16 protein-coding genes are annotated in these 15,601 nt (G+C 75.5%); 9 read left to right on the top strand and 7 right to left on the bottom strand.

All coding sequences use genetic code 11. The annotated features are described in order from the left end of the window. Window positions 1–26: 26 nt before the first annotated feature. Window positions 27–776: an anti-sigma factor domain-containing protein gene (locus ACFY2K_RS07340; protein WP_387710089.1), complete on the bottom strand. Its 750-nt coding sequence runs from the start codon at window positions 774–776 to the stop codon at window positions 27–29. Continuing rightward, window positions 773–1,357 (bottom strand): ECF RNA polymerase sigma factor SigK, encoded by a 585-nt coding sequence (gene sigK / locus ACFY2K_RS07345; protein WP_380594286.1) that lies wholly within the window; start codon window positions 1,355–1,357, stop codon window positions 773–775. Before sigK ends, ACFY2K_RS07340 begins: the two co-directional genes overlap by 4 nt. Before the next feature lie 310 nt (window positions 1,358–1,667). Here sigK and ACFY2K_RS07350 point away from each other — a divergent pair, with 310 nt between their 5' ends. Continuing rightward, window positions 1,668–1,898 (top strand): hypothetical protein, encoded by a 231-nt coding sequence (locus ACFY2K_RS07350; protein WP_380644615.1) that lies wholly within the window; start codon window positions 1,668–1,670, stop codon window positions 1,896–1,898. Here the strand turns inward: ACFY2K_RS07350 and ACFY2K_RS07355 are convergent. Further along, window positions 1,873–2,865: an Lrp/AsnC family transcriptional regulator gene (locus ACFY2K_RS07355; RefSeq protein ID WP_387710092.1), complete on the bottom strand. Its 993-nt coding sequence runs from the start codon at window positions 2,863–2,865 to the stop codon at window positions 1,873–1,875. The genes ACFY2K_RS07350 and ACFY2K_RS07355 overlap by 26 nt on opposite strands. Before the next feature lie 158 nt (window positions 2,866–3,023). On the opposite strand from ACFY2K_RS07355, the gene ACFY2K_RS07360 reads away from it, so the two are divergent. Next, a complete protein-coding gene (locus tag ACFY2K_RS07360; RefSeq protein WP_380532325.1) occupies window positions 3,024–4,505 on the top strand; it encodes an FAD-dependent monooxygenase in 1,482 nt (493 codons plus the stop codon). Between the two features lie 59 nt (window positions 4,506–4,564). Here ACFY2K_RS07360 and cynR read toward each other — a convergent pair whose 3' ends face one another. Then, the gene (cynR, locus tag ACFY2K_RS07365) at window positions 4,565–5,473 is read right to left on the bottom strand and encodes a transcriptional regulator CynR (protein ID WP_380644617.1); all 909 of its coding nucleotides are present in this window, start codon (window positions 5,471–5,473) and stop codon (window positions 4,565–4,567) included. Between the two features lie 126 nt (window positions 5,474–5,599). Here cynR and ACFY2K_RS07370 point away from each other — a divergent pair, with 126 nt between their 5' ends. After that, window positions 5,600–6,196: a carbonic anhydrase gene (locus tag ACFY2K_RS07370; protein ID WP_380532319.1), complete on the top strand. Its 597-nt coding sequence runs from the start codon at window positions 5,600–5,602 to the stop codon at window positions 6,194–6,196. A gap of 71 nt (window positions 6,197–6,267) precedes the next feature. Then, complete coding sequence (cynS, locus tag ACFY2K_RS07375) at window positions 6,268–6,738, top strand: cyanase (protein WP_387710095.1); 471 nt, start codon at window positions 6,268–6,270, stop codon at window positions 6,736–6,738. 66 nt (window positions 6,739–6,804) lie between these two features. Here the strand turns inward: cynS and ACFY2K_RS07380 are convergent, their stop codons facing one another. Further along, entirely contained in the window at window positions 6,805–7,188 is a 384-nt protein-coding gene (locus ACFY2K_RS07380) for a hypothetical protein (RefSeq protein WP_380532313.1), read from the bottom strand. A gap of 220 nt (window positions 7,189–7,408) precedes the next feature. Here ACFY2K_RS07380 and ACFY2K_RS07385 point away from each other — a divergent pair, with 220 nt between their 5' ends. Further along, window positions 7,409–8,374 carry an alpha/beta hydrolase gene (locus tag ACFY2K_RS07385; RefSeq protein WP_387710097.1) on the top strand — a complete coding sequence of 322 codons (966 nt, stop codon included), beginning with the start codon at window positions 7,409–7,411 and terminating at the stop codon, window positions 8,372–8,374. 79 nt (window positions 8,375–8,453) lie between these two features. Further along, a complete protein-coding gene (locus tag ACFY2K_RS07390; RefSeq protein WP_380532308.1) occupies window positions 8,454–9,005 on the top strand; it encodes a YciI family protein in 552 nt (183 codons plus the stop codon). A 34-nt stretch (window positions 9,006–9,039) separates the two neighbouring features. Here the strand turns inward: ACFY2K_RS07390 and gndA are convergent, their stop codons facing one another. Continuing rightward, a complete protein-coding gene (gndA, locus tag ACFY2K_RS07395; RefSeq protein WP_387710099.1) occupies window positions 9,040–10,503 on the bottom strand; it encodes an NADP-dependent phosphogluconate dehydrogenase in 1,464 nt (487 codons plus the stop codon). Between the two features lie 365 nt (window positions 10,504–10,868). Here gndA and ACFY2K_RS07400 point away from each other — a divergent pair, with 365 nt between their 5' ends. From ACFY2K_RS07400 to ACFY2K_RS07410, 3 genes are all read left to right on the top strand, one after another. Beyond that, entirely contained in the window at window positions 10,869–12,509 is a 1,641-nt protein-coding gene (locus ACFY2K_RS07400) for an alkaline phosphatase family protein (RefSeq protein WP_387710101.1), read from the top strand. Window positions 12,510–12,648: 139 nt separating this feature from the next. Next, a complete protein-coding gene (locus tag ACFY2K_RS07405; protein WP_380533080.1) occupies window positions 12,649–13,449 on the top strand; it encodes an NAD-dependent epimerase/dehydratase family protein in 801 nt (266 codons plus the stop codon). A gap of 31 nt (window positions 13,450–13,480) precedes the next feature. Then, window positions 13,481–14,137 carry a hypothetical protein gene (locus ACFY2K_RS07410; protein WP_387710103.1) on the top strand — a complete coding sequence of 219 codons (657 nt, stop codon included), beginning with the start codon at window positions 13,481–13,483 and terminating at the stop codon, window positions 14,135–14,137. Here ACFY2K_RS07410 and ACFY2K_RS07415 read toward each other — a convergent pair. Further along, window positions 14,130–15,566 (bottom strand): alpha/beta hydrolase, encoded by a 1,437-nt coding sequence (locus ACFY2K_RS07415; protein ID WP_387710105.1) that lies wholly within the window; start codon window positions 15,564–15,566, stop codon window positions 14,130–14,132. The genes ACFY2K_RS07410 and ACFY2K_RS07415 overlap by 8 nt on opposite strands. Window positions 15,567–15,601: the final 35 nt, after the last annotated feature.

Raw genomic sequence — 15,601 nt, forward strand, 5'->3', positions numbered from 1 at the left:
CCACGGGGTGGGCGCGGCGAGCCGGGTCAGCCGAAGGACAGCAGCATCACCGGGGCCGAACTCGGGTGCGCCGAGCCGCCCGCCGGTTCGACCGTCACGCCGATGCCGCTGGCCCCGTCCAGCGGCCCGGACAGCAGCAGCGCCCCGTCGCTGCCCGGCAGCAGTCCGGCCGGACGCATCGTCCCGGAGTCGTTGAACCACAGCTGGTAGGTGCTGCCCGCGCCCGGCGCGGGCATCCCGGAGGCCAGGAACGCGGCCCGGTCCCGGCTGGGCGACCACACCACCGTCCCCACGCCCGCCCCGCCCGCCGCCGCCCCGGTGGCGGTGCGGGCGTCGGGCGCGGCGAGCAGGCCCGCGACCTGGTCCTGCGCCTGCTGGAGCGCGGTGGCGCGGGCCCGGGCCCGGTCGGCCTCCTGGTGCTGCTGGACGGCGACGCCCCCGGCGCCGACCGCCAGGGCCAGGCAGGCGGCGAGCGCCAGCCTCGGAAGGCCGCGGCGCAGCGGCCCGGGCCGGCGGGCGTCCACGGCGGGGGGAGCGGTGCGCGGGGCCTCCTGGCGGAGGGTGGGCAGCGCGGCCAGCACCCTGGCCTTGAGGGCCTCCGGCGCGACGACGGAGTCCGCGGCGGCGAGCCTGGCCAGGGTCGCGGCGAACTCCGCGACCTCCAGGGCGCAGGCCGGGCAGCCGGCCAGGTGGCGTTCGAACTCGGCGCTCTCGGCCGGCTCCAGGGCGTGGGTGGCGTAGGCGCCGGTCAGGGTGTGCAGGTCGGCGACGGTCATGCTCCCACCCCCAGGCAGTCGCGCAGCCGGATCAGTCCGTCGCGCATCCGGGTCTTGATCGTGCCCAGCGGTGCGCCGAGGACCTCGGCCACCTGGGGGTAGGTGTAGCCGCGGTAGTAGGCGAGTGTCAACGCCTCCCGCTGCAGATCGGTGAGCGTCCTCATGCAGCGCCGCACCTGTTCGCGCTCCAGCCGGCCCTCGACCTGCTCGGCGACCTCGTCGAACACCGGGGCGTGGGCGGCGGCGGCCGCCCGCTGGTCGCGGTCGGCGGCGGCCTGCGCGGCCCGGACCCGGTCCACCGCGCGCCGGTGGGCGATGGTCAGCACCCAGGGCATGACCTCGCCGCGCTCGGCCCGGTAGCGGGCGGCGGTGCGCCACACCTCCAGCAGCACCTCCTGGGCCACCTCCTCGGACTGCGCCGGGTCCCGCAGTACCCGGCGCACCAGGCCCAGCACCGGGCCGGCCACCGCGTCGTACAGGCGGGAGAAGGCGTCCTGGTCGCCCCGGGCGACCCGGGCGACGAGTTCCCGCAGGTTCGGGCCGGGCAGGGCCGGCCCGGACAGGTGCACGACGGCGCTCATCCGGCCGCTCCTGCGGTACGGCGGGTGGGCGGCGGGCCGCACGGGCGGAGGGCGGGCATGACGGGCCTCCCGGGTCGTGGCCGGAGTGGAGCCCGGCCGGGTGGACAGTACGGCTGACACCCGCTCTTCGGTGCGGGCGGCGCGCCGGATTGGTCCGGGATCGCCCCGGCGCGGCGGAGCCGCCCCGATCCATCGGGGACGCGCCCAATCCGTCCGGGAGCGGGCGACGAATCCCTGGGCGGAAGGCGGTCCGCCCGGCACCGGGCCGGCCCGCGAGACGCCCCTTCGGTACGAGCGGAGGCTTCCCACCATGGCTCCCACCCGCCTCGCAAGGCCCCCCGACGGTCGCCGCGACGACCTGGTGGCGCGGATCGTGCGCGCTGTCGCCGAGGGCGACGGCGCCGCCGTGGACGTGCTGCTGGCGGTGCTGGAGGCCGTCGCGGACGAACCGACGCTGCGCCGGCTGTCCGCGGAGCTGAGCCACCTGGCGCTGCCGCCGGCCGCCGGGCCGGGCCCTACCTCCGGTTCGCGGCCTGCTTGACGGTCCTGATCGACGGCGCCGTCTCGACGTGGCCGACCGCCGGGAGCGCGGCCACCCTGGTGGTCAGGTAGCGGTACAGCGCGCGCCGGTCCGCGCACACCACGGTGGCGTACAGATTGGTCGGCCCGGTGGTGGCGCAGGCGAAGGCGACCTCCGGGTGCCCGGCCAGCGCCCGGCCCGCCTCCTCCAGGTACGGGGGAGCGACCGAGATCCACAGCAGGGTGCGGGTGCCGACACCGAGCAGGTGGGGGTCGCAGTCGATGTCCAGGTAGAGCACCCCGCGTTCGCGCAGCTCCGCCATCCGGCGCCGGACGGTCGTGGGTGACCAGCCGGTGGCGGCGGCGAGCTCCTCGAACCCGGCCCGGCCGTCCGTTTCGAGGGCGGCGAGCAGCCGGCGGTCGCCGTCGTCCAGCCGCACCGGTCCGCGCGGGTGGGCCGGCGCGGGCGGTGCGGGCGATGCGGCCGACGCGGGCGGGCTCAGGGCCGCGACGGTGGCTCCGTCCAGCGGCCCGAGCTTGGCGATGAGGCTGTCCGGGCCGCCGTAGAAGGAGTGCAGCACCGAGTGCGCGCTCACCCCCTCCACCCGCGGGGTGCGGGGGAGCCGGGCCAGCAGCAGGGCCTCGCTGTCGGCCTCGGTCTCGGCCCGGACGGTGCAGGTGATCTCGGTGCCGCCGGAGGTCAGGCTGACCCAGGAGGTGTCGGGGCGGCGGGCCAGCGCCTCGGCGACCGCGCCCGCCGCGGCGGGCGCGCAGCGCACCCGCAGCAGCCACAGTTCGGCGCCCAGCGCGAGCGGGTCGACCCCGCCGAGCACCCGTACCGCGCCGGTCGAGCGCAGCCTGGCGTACCGGCGGGCGACGGTGCGGTCCGACACCCCGAGGGCGGCGGCGATGGTGCTGAACGGGGCCCGGCCGTCGATCTGCAGGGCGTGGACGAGGCGGCGGTCCAGCTCGTCGTAGTCGGATTCCACCGTGCTGAGGGTAGCGGGTGTCGGATTCCGTCACCATCGCGCCGGTCACTGGGCCAACGGCCCTTGGTGGAGCGAGCGTTGACCCCGTCGACGGAACCCGGCCGGTCGCGGGAGGACGCGCCGGGCGGAACCGTCCGAGAGACCCGAGGAGAAGCACCGTGGACACCGAGGTACTCGTCGTCGGAGCCGGCCCGACCGGCCTGACGGCGGCCAACGAACTGCTGCTGGCGGGCGTGTCGACCGTACTCGTCGATCGCCTGCCCGGGCGCAGCACCCTCTCCAGGGCGGGCGGCGTGCAGACCCGCACCCTGGAACTGCTCGACCAGCGCGGCCTGCTGGACCCGCTGCTGGCCGGCGGGGACCACCCGGTCGGCGGGAGCCACTTCGCGGGCATCCCGCTGCCGGACGCCCCCGCCGACGACCCCGGGCCGGGCGCGTTCCGCCCGCGCCGGCCCTGGCGCTCCGTCCCCCAGGTCGTGCTGGAGGCCTTCCTGGAGGAGCACCTCGCCGGGCAGGGCCTCACGGTCCGGCGCGACCACGAACTGGTCGCCCTCGCCCAGGACGAGGAGGCCGTCACCGCGACCTTCGCCGGCGGCCGGGTGCTCCGGGCCCGCCACCTGGTCGCCGCCGACGGCGGCCACAGCACCGTACGGTCCCTGCTCAAGGCCGAATTCCCGGGCCGGGCAGGCACCGTGACCACGATCGCCGCGGACGTCCGGCTGAGCGGCGCCGACGGTCTGCCCACCCACCACCGCGGCCCGGACGGCCACTGGACGGGGATCTTCCCGCTCGGCACCGACGACCGGGGCCGCCCGCTGCGCCGCCTCGCCATGGGCGGGCCGGGCCGCTCGCTGCCCAGGGACGTCCCGATCACCGAGGAGGAGATCCGCGAGGGGCTGCGGGCCGTGTTCGGCGAGCGGGTGCAGCTGCTCGAACTGTGCCACGCCCGCCGCATCACCGACGCGGCCCGGCAGGTCGCCCGGTACCGGCACGGGAGGGTGTTCCTGGCCGGCGACGCGGCCCACGTCCACCTCCCGCTCGGCGCCCAGGGCATGAACGGGGGGATGCAGGACGCCTTCAACCTCGGCTGGAAGCTCGGCGCCGCGGTCCGGGGCTGGGCACCGGAGGGCCTGCTCGACAGCTACCACACCGAACGCCACCTGACCGGGACGACCGTGCTGCGCAACGTCCAGGCTCAGGGCCTGCTGATGGACTGGGCGGGCAGCCGCGACCCGGACGTGCTGGCCACCCGGGACCTCTTCACCGAGCTGATCGCCCTGCCGGAGGTCCACCGCCGGCTGAGCGAGGTGATGTCCGGAACGGCCACCCGCTACCCGATGCCGGACACCGGCCCCCACCCGCTGCTCGGCGGGCCGGTGCCGGACGCCGACCTCGGCCCGGTGCGGCTGCACCAACTCCTGCGCTCCGGCCGGGGCGTGCTGCTCGACCCGCAGGGCGCCCTCGCCGAGGCCCTCGCCCCCTGGTCCGACCGGGTGGACCGGGTGGACCGGTTCGACGGGGGAGCCCGCGTCGAACCGATGCTGATCCGTCCGGACGGCCACGTCTGCTGGGTGGGCACCCCGGAAACCCTCCGGCCGTCCCTGATCCGCTGGTTCGGTGCCCCGCGCCAGGTGGCCTGACGCACCGTCAGTCTCGCAGCGCCCCCGGACCGTTCCCGGTCGTCCGGGGGCGCAACGGTTCACGAGGTCGGCGGCGGGTAGCCGCGGGCGCGGACCAGGTCGTGCACGAGTGCGGTGAAGGCCCCGGTGGCGGCGCTCCGGTAGGCCTCGGCGCGGTGCAGCAGGGCGACGGTGCGGGTGGGGAGGGGCGGTTCGAGCGGGACGCGGGCGAGCCGCGGGTGGTCGTGGGTGACGGCGTCCGGGAGCACGGTGGCGAGCGGGGTGCGCTGGACGATCTCGGTGAGGGCCTGGACGGAGTTGGCCTCGACCGCGATCCGCGGGCTGACGCCGTGCCGGGCGAGGTGGTCGTCGATGTGGCCGCGGGTGGCGAAGTCGCCGCTGAGCAGGGCCAGTCGGCGGTCGGCGAGCTCCCGCACGGGGAGGGCCGCACAGGCGGGCGGGTCGTCGCCGGCGCGGGTGACCAGGGTGAGGTGCTCGGTGAACAGGGCGGTGGCGGTGACGCCGGGCAGGTGGGGCCTCTGGAAGGCGATGCCGAGGTCGAACTCGTCGGTGAGCAGCCCGGTTTCGATGCGGTCCTGGCTGGTCTCCCGGACGGTCAGGGCGATGCCGGGGTGGCGGGTGTGGAGCTCGGCGGCGAGCGGGCCGACGAGGTAGGCGGTGAAGGTCGGGGTGACGGCCAGGCGCAGCCGCCCGCGCGAGAGGTCCTGGACGTCGTGGACGGCGCGTTCGGCGGCGGCGAGGTCCCGCAGCGCGCCGCGGGCGTGGTGGGCGTACGCCCGGCCGGCGTCGGTGAGGCGCACGGTGCGGCCGGTGCGGTCCAGCAGCTGGGCGCCCAGGGTCCGTTCGAGCTGCTTGACCTGCTGGGACAGCGTCGGCTGGGAGATGTTCAGCTCCTCGGCGGCGCGGGTGAAGTTGCCGTGGTCGGCCACGGCGAGCAGATAGCGCAGATGGCGCAGTTCCAGGGCCATGGACCGAACTATAGACCCCATCGATGAGAACGATCGGTAACAGCTCTTGGACGCTATAGCCCCAGGTCGTGCACTGTGGATCCCGCCAGGCCGCACCGGCCCGGCGCCACGAGAGGGAGTGACCCCATGCGTGACTTCACCGAGGGCATCGCGCACTTCCAGCGGGACGTGTTCCCCGCAAAGGAGGAGCTCTTCGCCCGGCTCGCCGCCGACCACAGCCCGCACACGCTGTTCATCGGCTGCTCCGACGCCCGCGTCGTGCCGGAGCTGATCACCGGCTCCGACCCGGGTGAGCTGTTCGTGATCCGCACCGCGGGCAACCTGGTGCCCGCCTACACCCCCGGGGCCGACGGCGTCACCGCGAGCATCGAGTACGCCGTCGCCGCCCTGGGCGTCCGGGACATCGTGGTCTGCGGGCACTCCGGATGCGGCGCGATGACCGCCCTCGCCCACGGCCACGACCTCAGCGGAGCCCCGGCCGTCGCCGACTGGTTGCGGCTCGCCGACGCCTCGGTGGCGCGCACCGCCACCGCGGGGGACGTCCCGGCCCTGGTGCGGCAGAACGTGCTCGCCCAGCTGGCGAACCTGGCCACCCACCCGTCCGTCGCCCGCGCCCTGAGCGCGCGGGCACTCACCCTGCGCGGCTGGGTCTTCGACATCGCCACCGGCGGCGTCGAGGACCTCACCGCCACCACCGGCCGGGCTGCCGCACGCGCGGCCTGACCGACCCCCAGCCCCCGGAGCGTCCCCGCGGCGCCACCCGTAGCCCCACCGACCACGAGAAGGAACCTCCCATGGTGCACGCCCAGTTCGACCCCACCGCCCGCCAGCTGCTCGCCGTCGCCGCCGTCGAGGCCAAGACCCGCAAGGACCTCACCTGGCAGCAGATCGCCGACGTCTCCGGCCTGTCGGTGGCCTTCACCACCGCCGCCGTCCTCGGCCAGCACGCCCTGCCGAAGGAGGCCGCCGAGGCCGTCACCGAGATCCTGGGCCTGGACGCCGACGCGGCCGTGCTGCTGCAGACCATCCCCACCCGCGGCTCGATCCCCGGCGGCATCCCCACCGACCCGACCGTCTACCGCTTCTACGAGATGCTCCAGGTCTACGGCACCACCCTCAAGGCCCTCGTCCACGAGCAGCTCGGCGACGGCATCATCTCCGCGATCAACTTCAAGCTCGACGTCCGCAAGGTCGCCGACCCCGAGGGCGGCGAGCGCGCCGTCATCACCCTGGACGGCAAGTACCTGCCGACCAAGCCGTTCTGACCCACCCCTCTTCCCCTGCGGCGGGGCGGCGCCACCGCCCGCCCCGCCCCACCGCTCAGCGCGAGCTCAGGGAGCCGTGAGCCCGGGCAGGGGGCCGAACTCGGTGCAGAACTCGCAGTCGCAGGTGGTCAGCGAGTTCGCCTGGCAGTGGGCGGTGGCGAAGTAGCGCCCGGCGCAGGGTTCGGGGGCGACCGGGGCGCCGTCCTCGGGCAGCGTGCGGCGGCAGGCGCCGCAGCGGACGGCGACTGCGACGCCCGCTCGGCGCAGGTTCCGTGCGGCGGGCGCGGCGAGCTCGAAGGGGACGTCCGCCAGCAGGACGGCCGTCCCGGCGTCCAGCGCCAGGCCGGCCTGCCAGAGGCTCAGCCCGTTCACCGTGCGGACCGCCTTGAGCCGCACCGCGCCCCGGGGCGAGGGGCCGGCGAGCCGTACGGTGAACTGCGGATCCTCCACAACTCCCCCTCTGCCAAGCGGTGTTCCCGGCCTCGGCAGGCCAGTCAACTCCCCGCCCGGCCACCGCGCCAGCGGTTTTCCGTCCGGGCCGATCCAGGATGCGAGCCCCTCCACGCCGGCGTGGAGGGCGGGCCTGGCAGGGTGGGGTGGGACGGGATGCCGCTCGGGTGTCCGTCCGGTGAGGGGGGTGCTGGTGGTGGGTGGATCGGTGGGCCGACGGGTGCCTCCGTTGGATCCGGAGGTGCGGGCGGCCGTGGAGGCCGCCGGGGCGCGGGCGCGGGAGGTGCTCACCACGGAGGGTCTGGCGGCCTGGCAGGAGCGGGACGCGCGCGTCCGGCCCCGGCCGACGCTCGACCGGCTGAGCGACGGCGGCCGGTTCGAGGTGACGGAGCTGCAGGTGCCGCGGGCCGACGGCGACGGCGCGCTCACCCTGGTCAGCGCGCGACCCGCCGGGATCCGGGAGCCGCTGCCGCTGCTCTACTACCTGCACGGCGGCGGGATGGTGACGGGCAACGCGTGGTCCGTCCTGCCCCGGGTGCTGCGCTCCTGGGCGCTGCCCCTGCGGCTGGCCGTGGTCTCCGTCGAGTACCCGCTGGCGCCGCGCACCCGCTTTCCCGGGGCCGTCGAGGACTGCTACGCCGGGCTCGGCTGGGTCGCCGAGCACGCGGACGAACTGGCCGTGGACGCCGGGCGCCTGGTCATCGGCGGCAAGAGCGCCGGCGGCGGGCTCGCCGCCGCCCTCGCCCACCTGGTCCGCGACCGCGGCGGACCGGCGCCGATCGGCCAGCTGCTGCTCAGCCCGATGCTCGACGACCGCGGCGACACCTTCTCCAGCCACCAGATGGTCGGTCACGACACCTGGGACCGCGGCTCCAACGCCACCGCCTGGCAGGCCGTGCTCGGCGACCGCCACGGCGCCGCCGACCTCTCCCCGTACGCGGCCCCGGCCCGCGCCACCGACCTCACCGGGCTGCCCGCCGCGTACCTCGACGTGGGCTCCGCCGAGACCTTCCGGGACGAGGCCGTCGCCTACGCCGACGCGCTCTGGAAGGCCGGGGGCGAGGCCGAACTCCACGTCTGGCCCGGCGCGTGCCACGGCTTCGACACCCTCGCCCCGCACTCCGCCCTGGCCCGGGACGCCCAGGAGGCCCGCACCCGCTGGCTCCGGCGCGTCCTCCAGCGGTGACGCGGCGGCCCCAGGCGGCCGGGCGGCCGGGGCGGAAATCGATTCGACCGGGGCGGCCGCCGGACGGGATGCTACGGGGATGGAGTTCCTCTGCTACCACCGCGACCGGCCCGGGTCCCTGCCGCTGCGCGACGAACTGCTCGAAGCGCACCGGTCCTACATGGACGGGTTCGCGCAGGAGATGATCGCCCGGGGGCCGACGCTCACCGCCGACGGGGCCCTGCCTACCGGCAGCGTGCACGTCCTCGACCTGCCCGGCCCGGCCGCCGCCCGGGCGTTCGCCTTCGAGGAGCCGGGCTACCAGGCCGGGGTCTACCGGGACGTGCTGCTGCGGCGGTGGCGCAACCTGCTGGGGCGCACCATGTGGGACTTCCCCGGCGGCCGGACCGGGGGCACCCGCTACCTCGTGCTCGGCCTCGGCGGCGGGCAGCCCGTCGACCTCGCGGTGCCGGCCGACCGGGAGGAGCTCATCGCCTACGGGCCGCTGCTCTCCGACGACGGGACGGCCTGGCTGGGCACGGCCGTCCTGCTCCGGGCGCCGGATCCGGACGCGGCGCGGGCGGTGCTGACCGCGGACGGCTACGCCGACGTCGAGGTGCACCGGTGGCAGTTCGGCGGCCGCCCGTCCTGACGGCCCGGTCCGGTACCGTCGCCCGGGCGAGAACCTACGCCCCGGTGTCCGTGCGTTCCTCCGGCCGGCCGGGCTCGGCCCAGCGGGTGTGGTAGCTGCCGGGCCGGTCGGTGCGGCGGTAGGTGTGGGCGCCGAAGAAGTCGCGCTGGCCCTGGATCAGTGCGGCGGGCAGCCGCTCGCTGCGCAGGGTGTCGAAGTAGGCCAGCGCGGCGGAGAAGGCCGGCACCGGGATGCCGTGCTGGGCGGCCCCGGCGACGACCGTGCGCCAGGCGGCCTGGGCGTCGGCGACCTCGGTGGCGAACTGCGGTTCCGCGAGCAGGCTGACCAGGTCGGGGTCGGCGGCGTGGGCGGCGCGGATCCGGTCGAGGAAAGCGGCCCGGATGATGCAGCCGCCGCGCCAGATCCGCGCCACCGCGCCGAGGTCGATGTCCCAGCCGTACTCGGCCGCGGCGTCGCGGATCATCGTCCAGCCCTGGTCGTAGGCGATGACCTTGGAGGCGTAGAGGGCCTGTTCGACGTCCCGGGTGAAGCGCTCGGCCTCGTGCGGGTGCAGCGGGTGGACGGTGCCGCCGGGCAGCGGCCGGTAGGCCTCGCGCAGCGCCGTCCGGGCCGAGGCGACCCGGGCGAAGGTGGCCTGGGCGATGGCGGTGACCGGGGAGCCGAGGTCGAGGGCGGTCTGGACGGTCCAGCGCCCGGTGCCCTTCTGCTCGGCGGCGTCCTGGACGATGTCGACGAAGGGCCTGCCGGTGTCGGCGTCGGTGTGGGCGAGGACCTCGGCCGTGATCCCGATCAGGTAGGAGTCGAGCCGCCCCCGGTTCCAGCGCTCGAAGACGCCGGCGATCTCGGCGGGGGAGTACCCGCCGACGTCCCGCAGCAGGTGGTAGGTCTCGGCGATGAGCTGCATGTCGGCGTACTCGATGCCGTTGTGGACCATCTTCACGAAGTGGCCGGCCCCGTCGCTGCCGATGTGGGTGCAGCACGGCTCGCCGTCCACGTGGGCGCTGATCCGCTCCAGCATGGGGCCGAGCACGGTGTACGACTCGGCGGAGCCGCCGGGCATGACCGAGGGGCCGAGCAGCGCGCCCTCCTCCCCGCCGGAGACGCCGCTGCCGACGAAGTGGATGCCCTGCTCGCGCAGCGCCCTCTCCCGCCGGCGGGTGTCGGCGAAGTGGGCGTTGCCGCCGTCGATGATCATGTCGCCGGGTTCCAGCAGCGGCGCGAACTCCTCGATGACCTCGTCGGTGGGCCCGCCGGCCTTCACCATGATCAGCAGACGGCGCGGACGTTCCAACGCGGCCACGAAGTCCCGCGGCGACTCGGCGGGGACGAAGGTGCCTTCGTGGCCGAACTCCTCGACCAGGGCCCTGGTCCGGGCCGGGGTGCGGTTGTGCACCGCGACCGTGTAGCCGTTGCGGGCGAAGTTCCGCGCCAGGTTGCGGCCCATGACCGCCAGGCCCGTCACGCCGATCTGTGCCGAGCCGATCGCGGCTGCGTCCATGAGCCCTGCTTCCTTCCTCGGGGCCGGCCGACGGAGGGGAGCGCGCCGGCCGCGTGCCGCGCACGCGAAGGACCGCCGTGGGCGGTCGGAGTCCAGGATCACCGGCGGACGGTGCCGCCCGCCCGGGGGGTTGGGCCGTTCAGGTGCCCGGGGGCGCCCGCCGACCCCGCCGCACCGACCCTACCCCCGCGTCAAGTCCCATGGCAGGGCAAGGCGTTGGTGGGCCCCGGGTAAAATCCCGGGCCGCCCGGCGCAGCGGACCGGTGCTGTTCACGTCCCGTCCGCCACCGGTACACCGGGGCCTCCCACCCTGGGGGCCGCACCGCCGCAGTCACCTCCCCTCCCCCCTTCCACAGGAGACCTCCGTGACCCGTCGTTACGTCCGACTGGCCGCCACCCTCGGCGCCGCCGGTGTGCTGGCCGGATCCACCGTCGCCCAGGCCGCCGCCGCCGAGGAGGGCCGCGGCGCCCACCGGGCCCAGCACGTCCTGCTGGTGTCGGTGGACGGCCTGCACCAGTCGGACCTCGCCCGCTTCGTGGCCGCGCACCCGCAGTCGGCGCTGGCCCGGCTGGTCCGTGGCGGCGTCGAGTACACCCACGCCGCCACCACCGACCCGTCCGACTCCTTCCCCGGCATGGTCGCCCAGCTGACCGGCGGCGGCCCCGGCACCACCGGCGTCTACTACGACGACACCTACAACGCCGCGCTGCTCCCGGCCGGCACCACCGACTGCGCCCACGCGAAGCCGGGCGTCGAGGTCGACCTCACCGAGGACCTGGACAAGAACAAGGACGCGCTCGACGCCGGCCAGGGCCTGCCCGGCCTGCCCGGCTCCATCCTGCGGATGACCGGCAACCCGCAGACCCTGATCGACCCGGCCAAGCTGCCGGTCGACCCGCGGACCTGCAAGCCGGTCTACCCGCACTCCTACCTCCAGGTGAACACCGTCTTCGAGGTGGCCCGCCAGGCCGGCCTGCGCACCGCCTGGTCGGACAAGCACGCCGCCTACGACATCCTCAACGGCCCCTCCGGCACCGGCATCCAGGACCTCTTCACCCCCGAGGTGAACAGCAACGCCACCGGCTACAAGGGCGACTGGACCAAGGACAACCAGGCCACCGAGCAGTACGACTCGTACAAGGTGCAGGCCGTCCTCAACGAGATCGACGGCTACGACCACAGCCGTGCGCAGCGGGTCGGCACCCCGGCCGTCTTCGGCCTGAACTTCCAGTCCGTCTCCACCGCGCAGAAGCTGGCGAGCTCCGACGGCCTCCAGGGCGGCTACGTCGCCAACGGCGTGCCCGGCCCGCTGGTGGAGAAGAACCTGGCGTACGTCGACCAGCAGATCGGCGCGCTGACCGCCGAACTGCGCAAGCAGCACCTCGACCGCTCCACCACCGTCATCCTCTCCGCCAAGCACGGCCAGTCCCCGATCGACCCGGCCGCGCTCAACCGGATCGACGACGGCCCGCTGCTCGACGGCCTCGACGCCGCCTGGAAGGCCGCCCACCCGGGTGCGGGCGCCCTGGTCGCCCACGCGGTCGACGACGACGGCGTGCTGCTCTGGCTCAACGACCGCTCCCCGGCCGCCACCTCCTTCGCCAAGGCCTACCTGCTGGCGCAGAACGGCACCGGCGTCGGCATCGACGGCAAGGCCCGGCCGTTCACCGGTAGTGGCGTCCAGAAGGTCTACGCCGGGGCCGCTGCCGCCGACCATTTCGGCGTCGCCCCGGGCGACCCGCGGGTGCCGGACGTCTTCGGCGTCGCGCAGTACGGCGTCGTCTACACCGGCGGCAGCAAGATCGCCGAGCATGGCGGCGCCCACGCCGACGACCTGAACGTCCCGCTCGTCGTCTCCGGCGCGGCCACCCCGGGCGGCGTCCGCCGGGAGGAGAAGGTCGAGACCAAGCAGATCGCCCCGACCGTCCTCGATCTGCTCGGCCTCCAGCCGCACGACCTCCAGGCCGTGCGCGCCGAGCACACCCGGGTGCTGCCCGTCCGCTGAACCGCCGGCGGTGGGCCGGGGCGGCCCGCCGGGCCGCGGATAATCACCTGATCCCCGGCGTCCCGTCAGGTATCGTCGCGCGTCGTCGGACCGGGCCCTTCGGCCCGGCGACGCGCGACGCGGAACCCAGGGGGAACGAATGACGGTCAACCAGCCCGGTCAGGTCCTGATCACCGGAGCCGCCGGCCGGATGGGCAGCTGCCTGCGGGAGTTGCTGCCCGGGCACGGCCACCGGCTGCGCGGCTTCGACCGGCTGCCCGTGCCCGGCGATCCCGGGGCCGTCACCGCCGACCTGCTGGACGTCGAGGCGCTGGCGGCGGCGATGGACGGGGTCGACGCCGTGGTCCACCTGGCCGGGATCCCGGGGGAGGCGCCGTTCGCCGACATCCTGGCCGCCAACATCGAGGGCACCTACCGGCTGTACGACGCGGCCCGGGCGGCCGGCGTCCGCCGGATCGTGTACGCCAGCAGCAACCACGCGACGGGCTTCACCGAGCGGCCCGCCGACGGCGGCACCGTGCCGGTGGACGCGCCGCAGCGGCCCGACACGTACTACGGGGTCTCCAAGTGCTTCGGCGAGAGCCTCGCCTCGCTGTACGCCGACCGGCACGGCATCGAGACCGTCTCCCTGCGCATCGGCTCCTTCACCGAGCGCCCCCGCAGCATCCGGATGCTCGCCACCTGGCTCAGCCCCGGCGACTGGGCCCGCCTCGCGCACGCCGCCCTCACCGGCCCCGTCACCGGCCACACCGTGGCCTACGGGATCTCCGCCAACACCCGCGCCTGGTGGGACCTCTCGACGGCCCGGGCGCTCGGCTACCGGCCGCAGGACGACGCCGAGTCCTTCGCCGCCGAACTCATCGCCGAACTGGGCGAGTTGTCCCCCGAGGACCCGGAACACCGCTACCTCGGCGGCCGCTTCACCCAGACCGGCCGCTGACCGCCGCCCCGGACATGGCAGACTCGGCCGGATGATCGTGATGCAGCCCGTCCTGGAGGCGAGGCCCCTGGACGGCTTCGACCTCTGGCCCGTCGCCGGGACCGGGTCCGCTGGGTTCCTCGCCCTCGACGGCGGGCTGTCGCCCGCGGAGGTCGGGACGGCGGTGATGCTGGTCGCCCGCTGCAACGACGTCGATCCCGACGTCGCCCCCGACGGCGGGCGGCCGCCGCGGCCCGCCGATCCGCTGGACTCCTTCCTGCACGGGCTGCTGACCTTCGAGCAGGTGTACGCGGCGGGCGGGCTGCGGGTCACCGACCGGGCCTCCGGCATCGAGTTCCAGCCCGGCTGCTGCGACGGCCTGGAGGACTGGCGGGACTGGCACGGACTGTTGGAGCACGGCGGGCTGGTCGGCTACGGGCACGAGCCGCTCTCCCCGCTCGCGGAGCGGTTCGGCAGCACCGTCCGGCTCACGGTCAACGCCGACCAGCCCGACAGCCCCGTGATCGTGCTGCCGGTCGCGGACCTGGGCGGGCTGCTCGCCGGGGTCGAACGGGACCTGGGCGCCTTCCTCGGGCTGGCCGGCGACTGGGCCCGTCAGCACCTGCCGCCCGGTCGCCGGGGCCCCGTCATCGCCGCCGTTGCCCGGGCCCTCGACCTGCCCGCGCCGACCGTGCCGGGCGCTACCTGAGCAGGAAGTCGTAGACCGCCTGCCGTCCGACCGGGTCGGCCGCGCGGTTCTGCACGGAGTGGGCCGCTCCGGGGACGATCACGATCTCCGGGTGGTGCACCAACTGGGCCTGCTCGTAGAGCAGTTCGTACGGCGTGGCGATGTCCCGGTCGCCGCCGAGCAGCAGGACCGGCACGTCGGGCAGCTTGCGGTGGGCCGGGGGCAGCGGCGGCACCTGCTCGCGCGGCCAGTCCAGGCAGACCAACAGGCTGCCGAGGCCGGTCGCGGTCGCCGGGTCGAACGGCCAGGTCTGTTCGGCGGTCAGCCGCTGCCGGGTGCGCTCCAGCGCGGCGGCGCGGCCCGCCACCGGGGTGTCGGTGCTGCCCCAGGGGAAGCGCCCGTCGGCGCACACGGTGGCGGAGTGCAGGCCCTGGCTGAGGTCCTCGGCCGGGGCGGCGTCGACCACCTGGTGGACGAGGGCGAAGAAGTCCTGGAGCTTCGCGGGCTGCCCGGCGGCGGCCTCGTGCAGGATCTCCGGGACGGCGCCGAAGTCCGGGTCGATGAACTCGTAGCCGGTGAGCGCGCCGAGGATCTGCGCGCCGTTGCCGTAGCGCCGGACGGTGGCGGCGAGGTCGGCGGCCGGGTCGGTGGTGCAGCCGGTGGCCCGGCAGGCGGCGCGCAGCACCCGGGCGGTGGCGGGCATCGCGGCCAGGTCGAGCGGGTCGAAACCGCTCTGCGGCGCCACCGAGTCGAGCACCAGGCGGGCCACCCGGGAGGGGTGGGCGAGGGCGTAGCGCTCGGCGACGATGGTGCCGTAGGAGACGCCGTCCAGGGTGAGCCGGCGGTCGCCGAGGGCGCGGCGCAGCAGGTCGATGTCGGCGACGGTGTCCGCCGTGCCGTAGTAGCGGGCGTTCGGGCCGAGGGCGGTGGCGCAGTCGGCGATGGACTGCTTGCGGGGTACGGCGAGGTCGGAGGAGCCCATGTCCTTCTGGAGGCCCGGACACTGGAGCGCGCCCCGGCCGGTGCCGCGCTGGTCGAACATCACCAGGCGGTAGTCCTTGAGGACGGGCTCCAGCTTGCCCGCCATCTGCCGGATCGACGGGACGCTGGACTGGCCGGGGCCGCCGGAGAGGAACAGCAGGTCGCCCTTGGGCGGACTGCTGTTGTTGCTGAGGGCGACCGCCAGGTCGAGGGTGCCGGGGGTCCGGCCGCTGTGGTCGAGCGGGACGGTGAGGGTTCCGCAGGTGAATTCGGGTGCGTCCGGGCAGGGTGCCTGCCCGGTCACGCCGCCGCCGTGGCCCGGTGGCTCGGCCGGGGCGGCGAGGGCGGGGCCGGCCAGGGTGGTGGCGGCCGCCACCGCGACGGCGCCCAGCAGGGCGGCGATGCGGCCGCGCCTGCTGGTCCTGCCCGTCTTGTTCGTCGCGTTCGCCAGGTTCGCCAGGTTCGTCATGGGCGTCCGGGGTCCTTCCGCTCACGCCGCGTCCG

This window comes from Kitasatospora sp. NPDC001309 (assembly GCF_042896295.1).
Lineage (GTDB): Bacteria > Actinomycetota > Actinomycetes > Streptomycetales > Streptomycetaceae > Kitasatospora.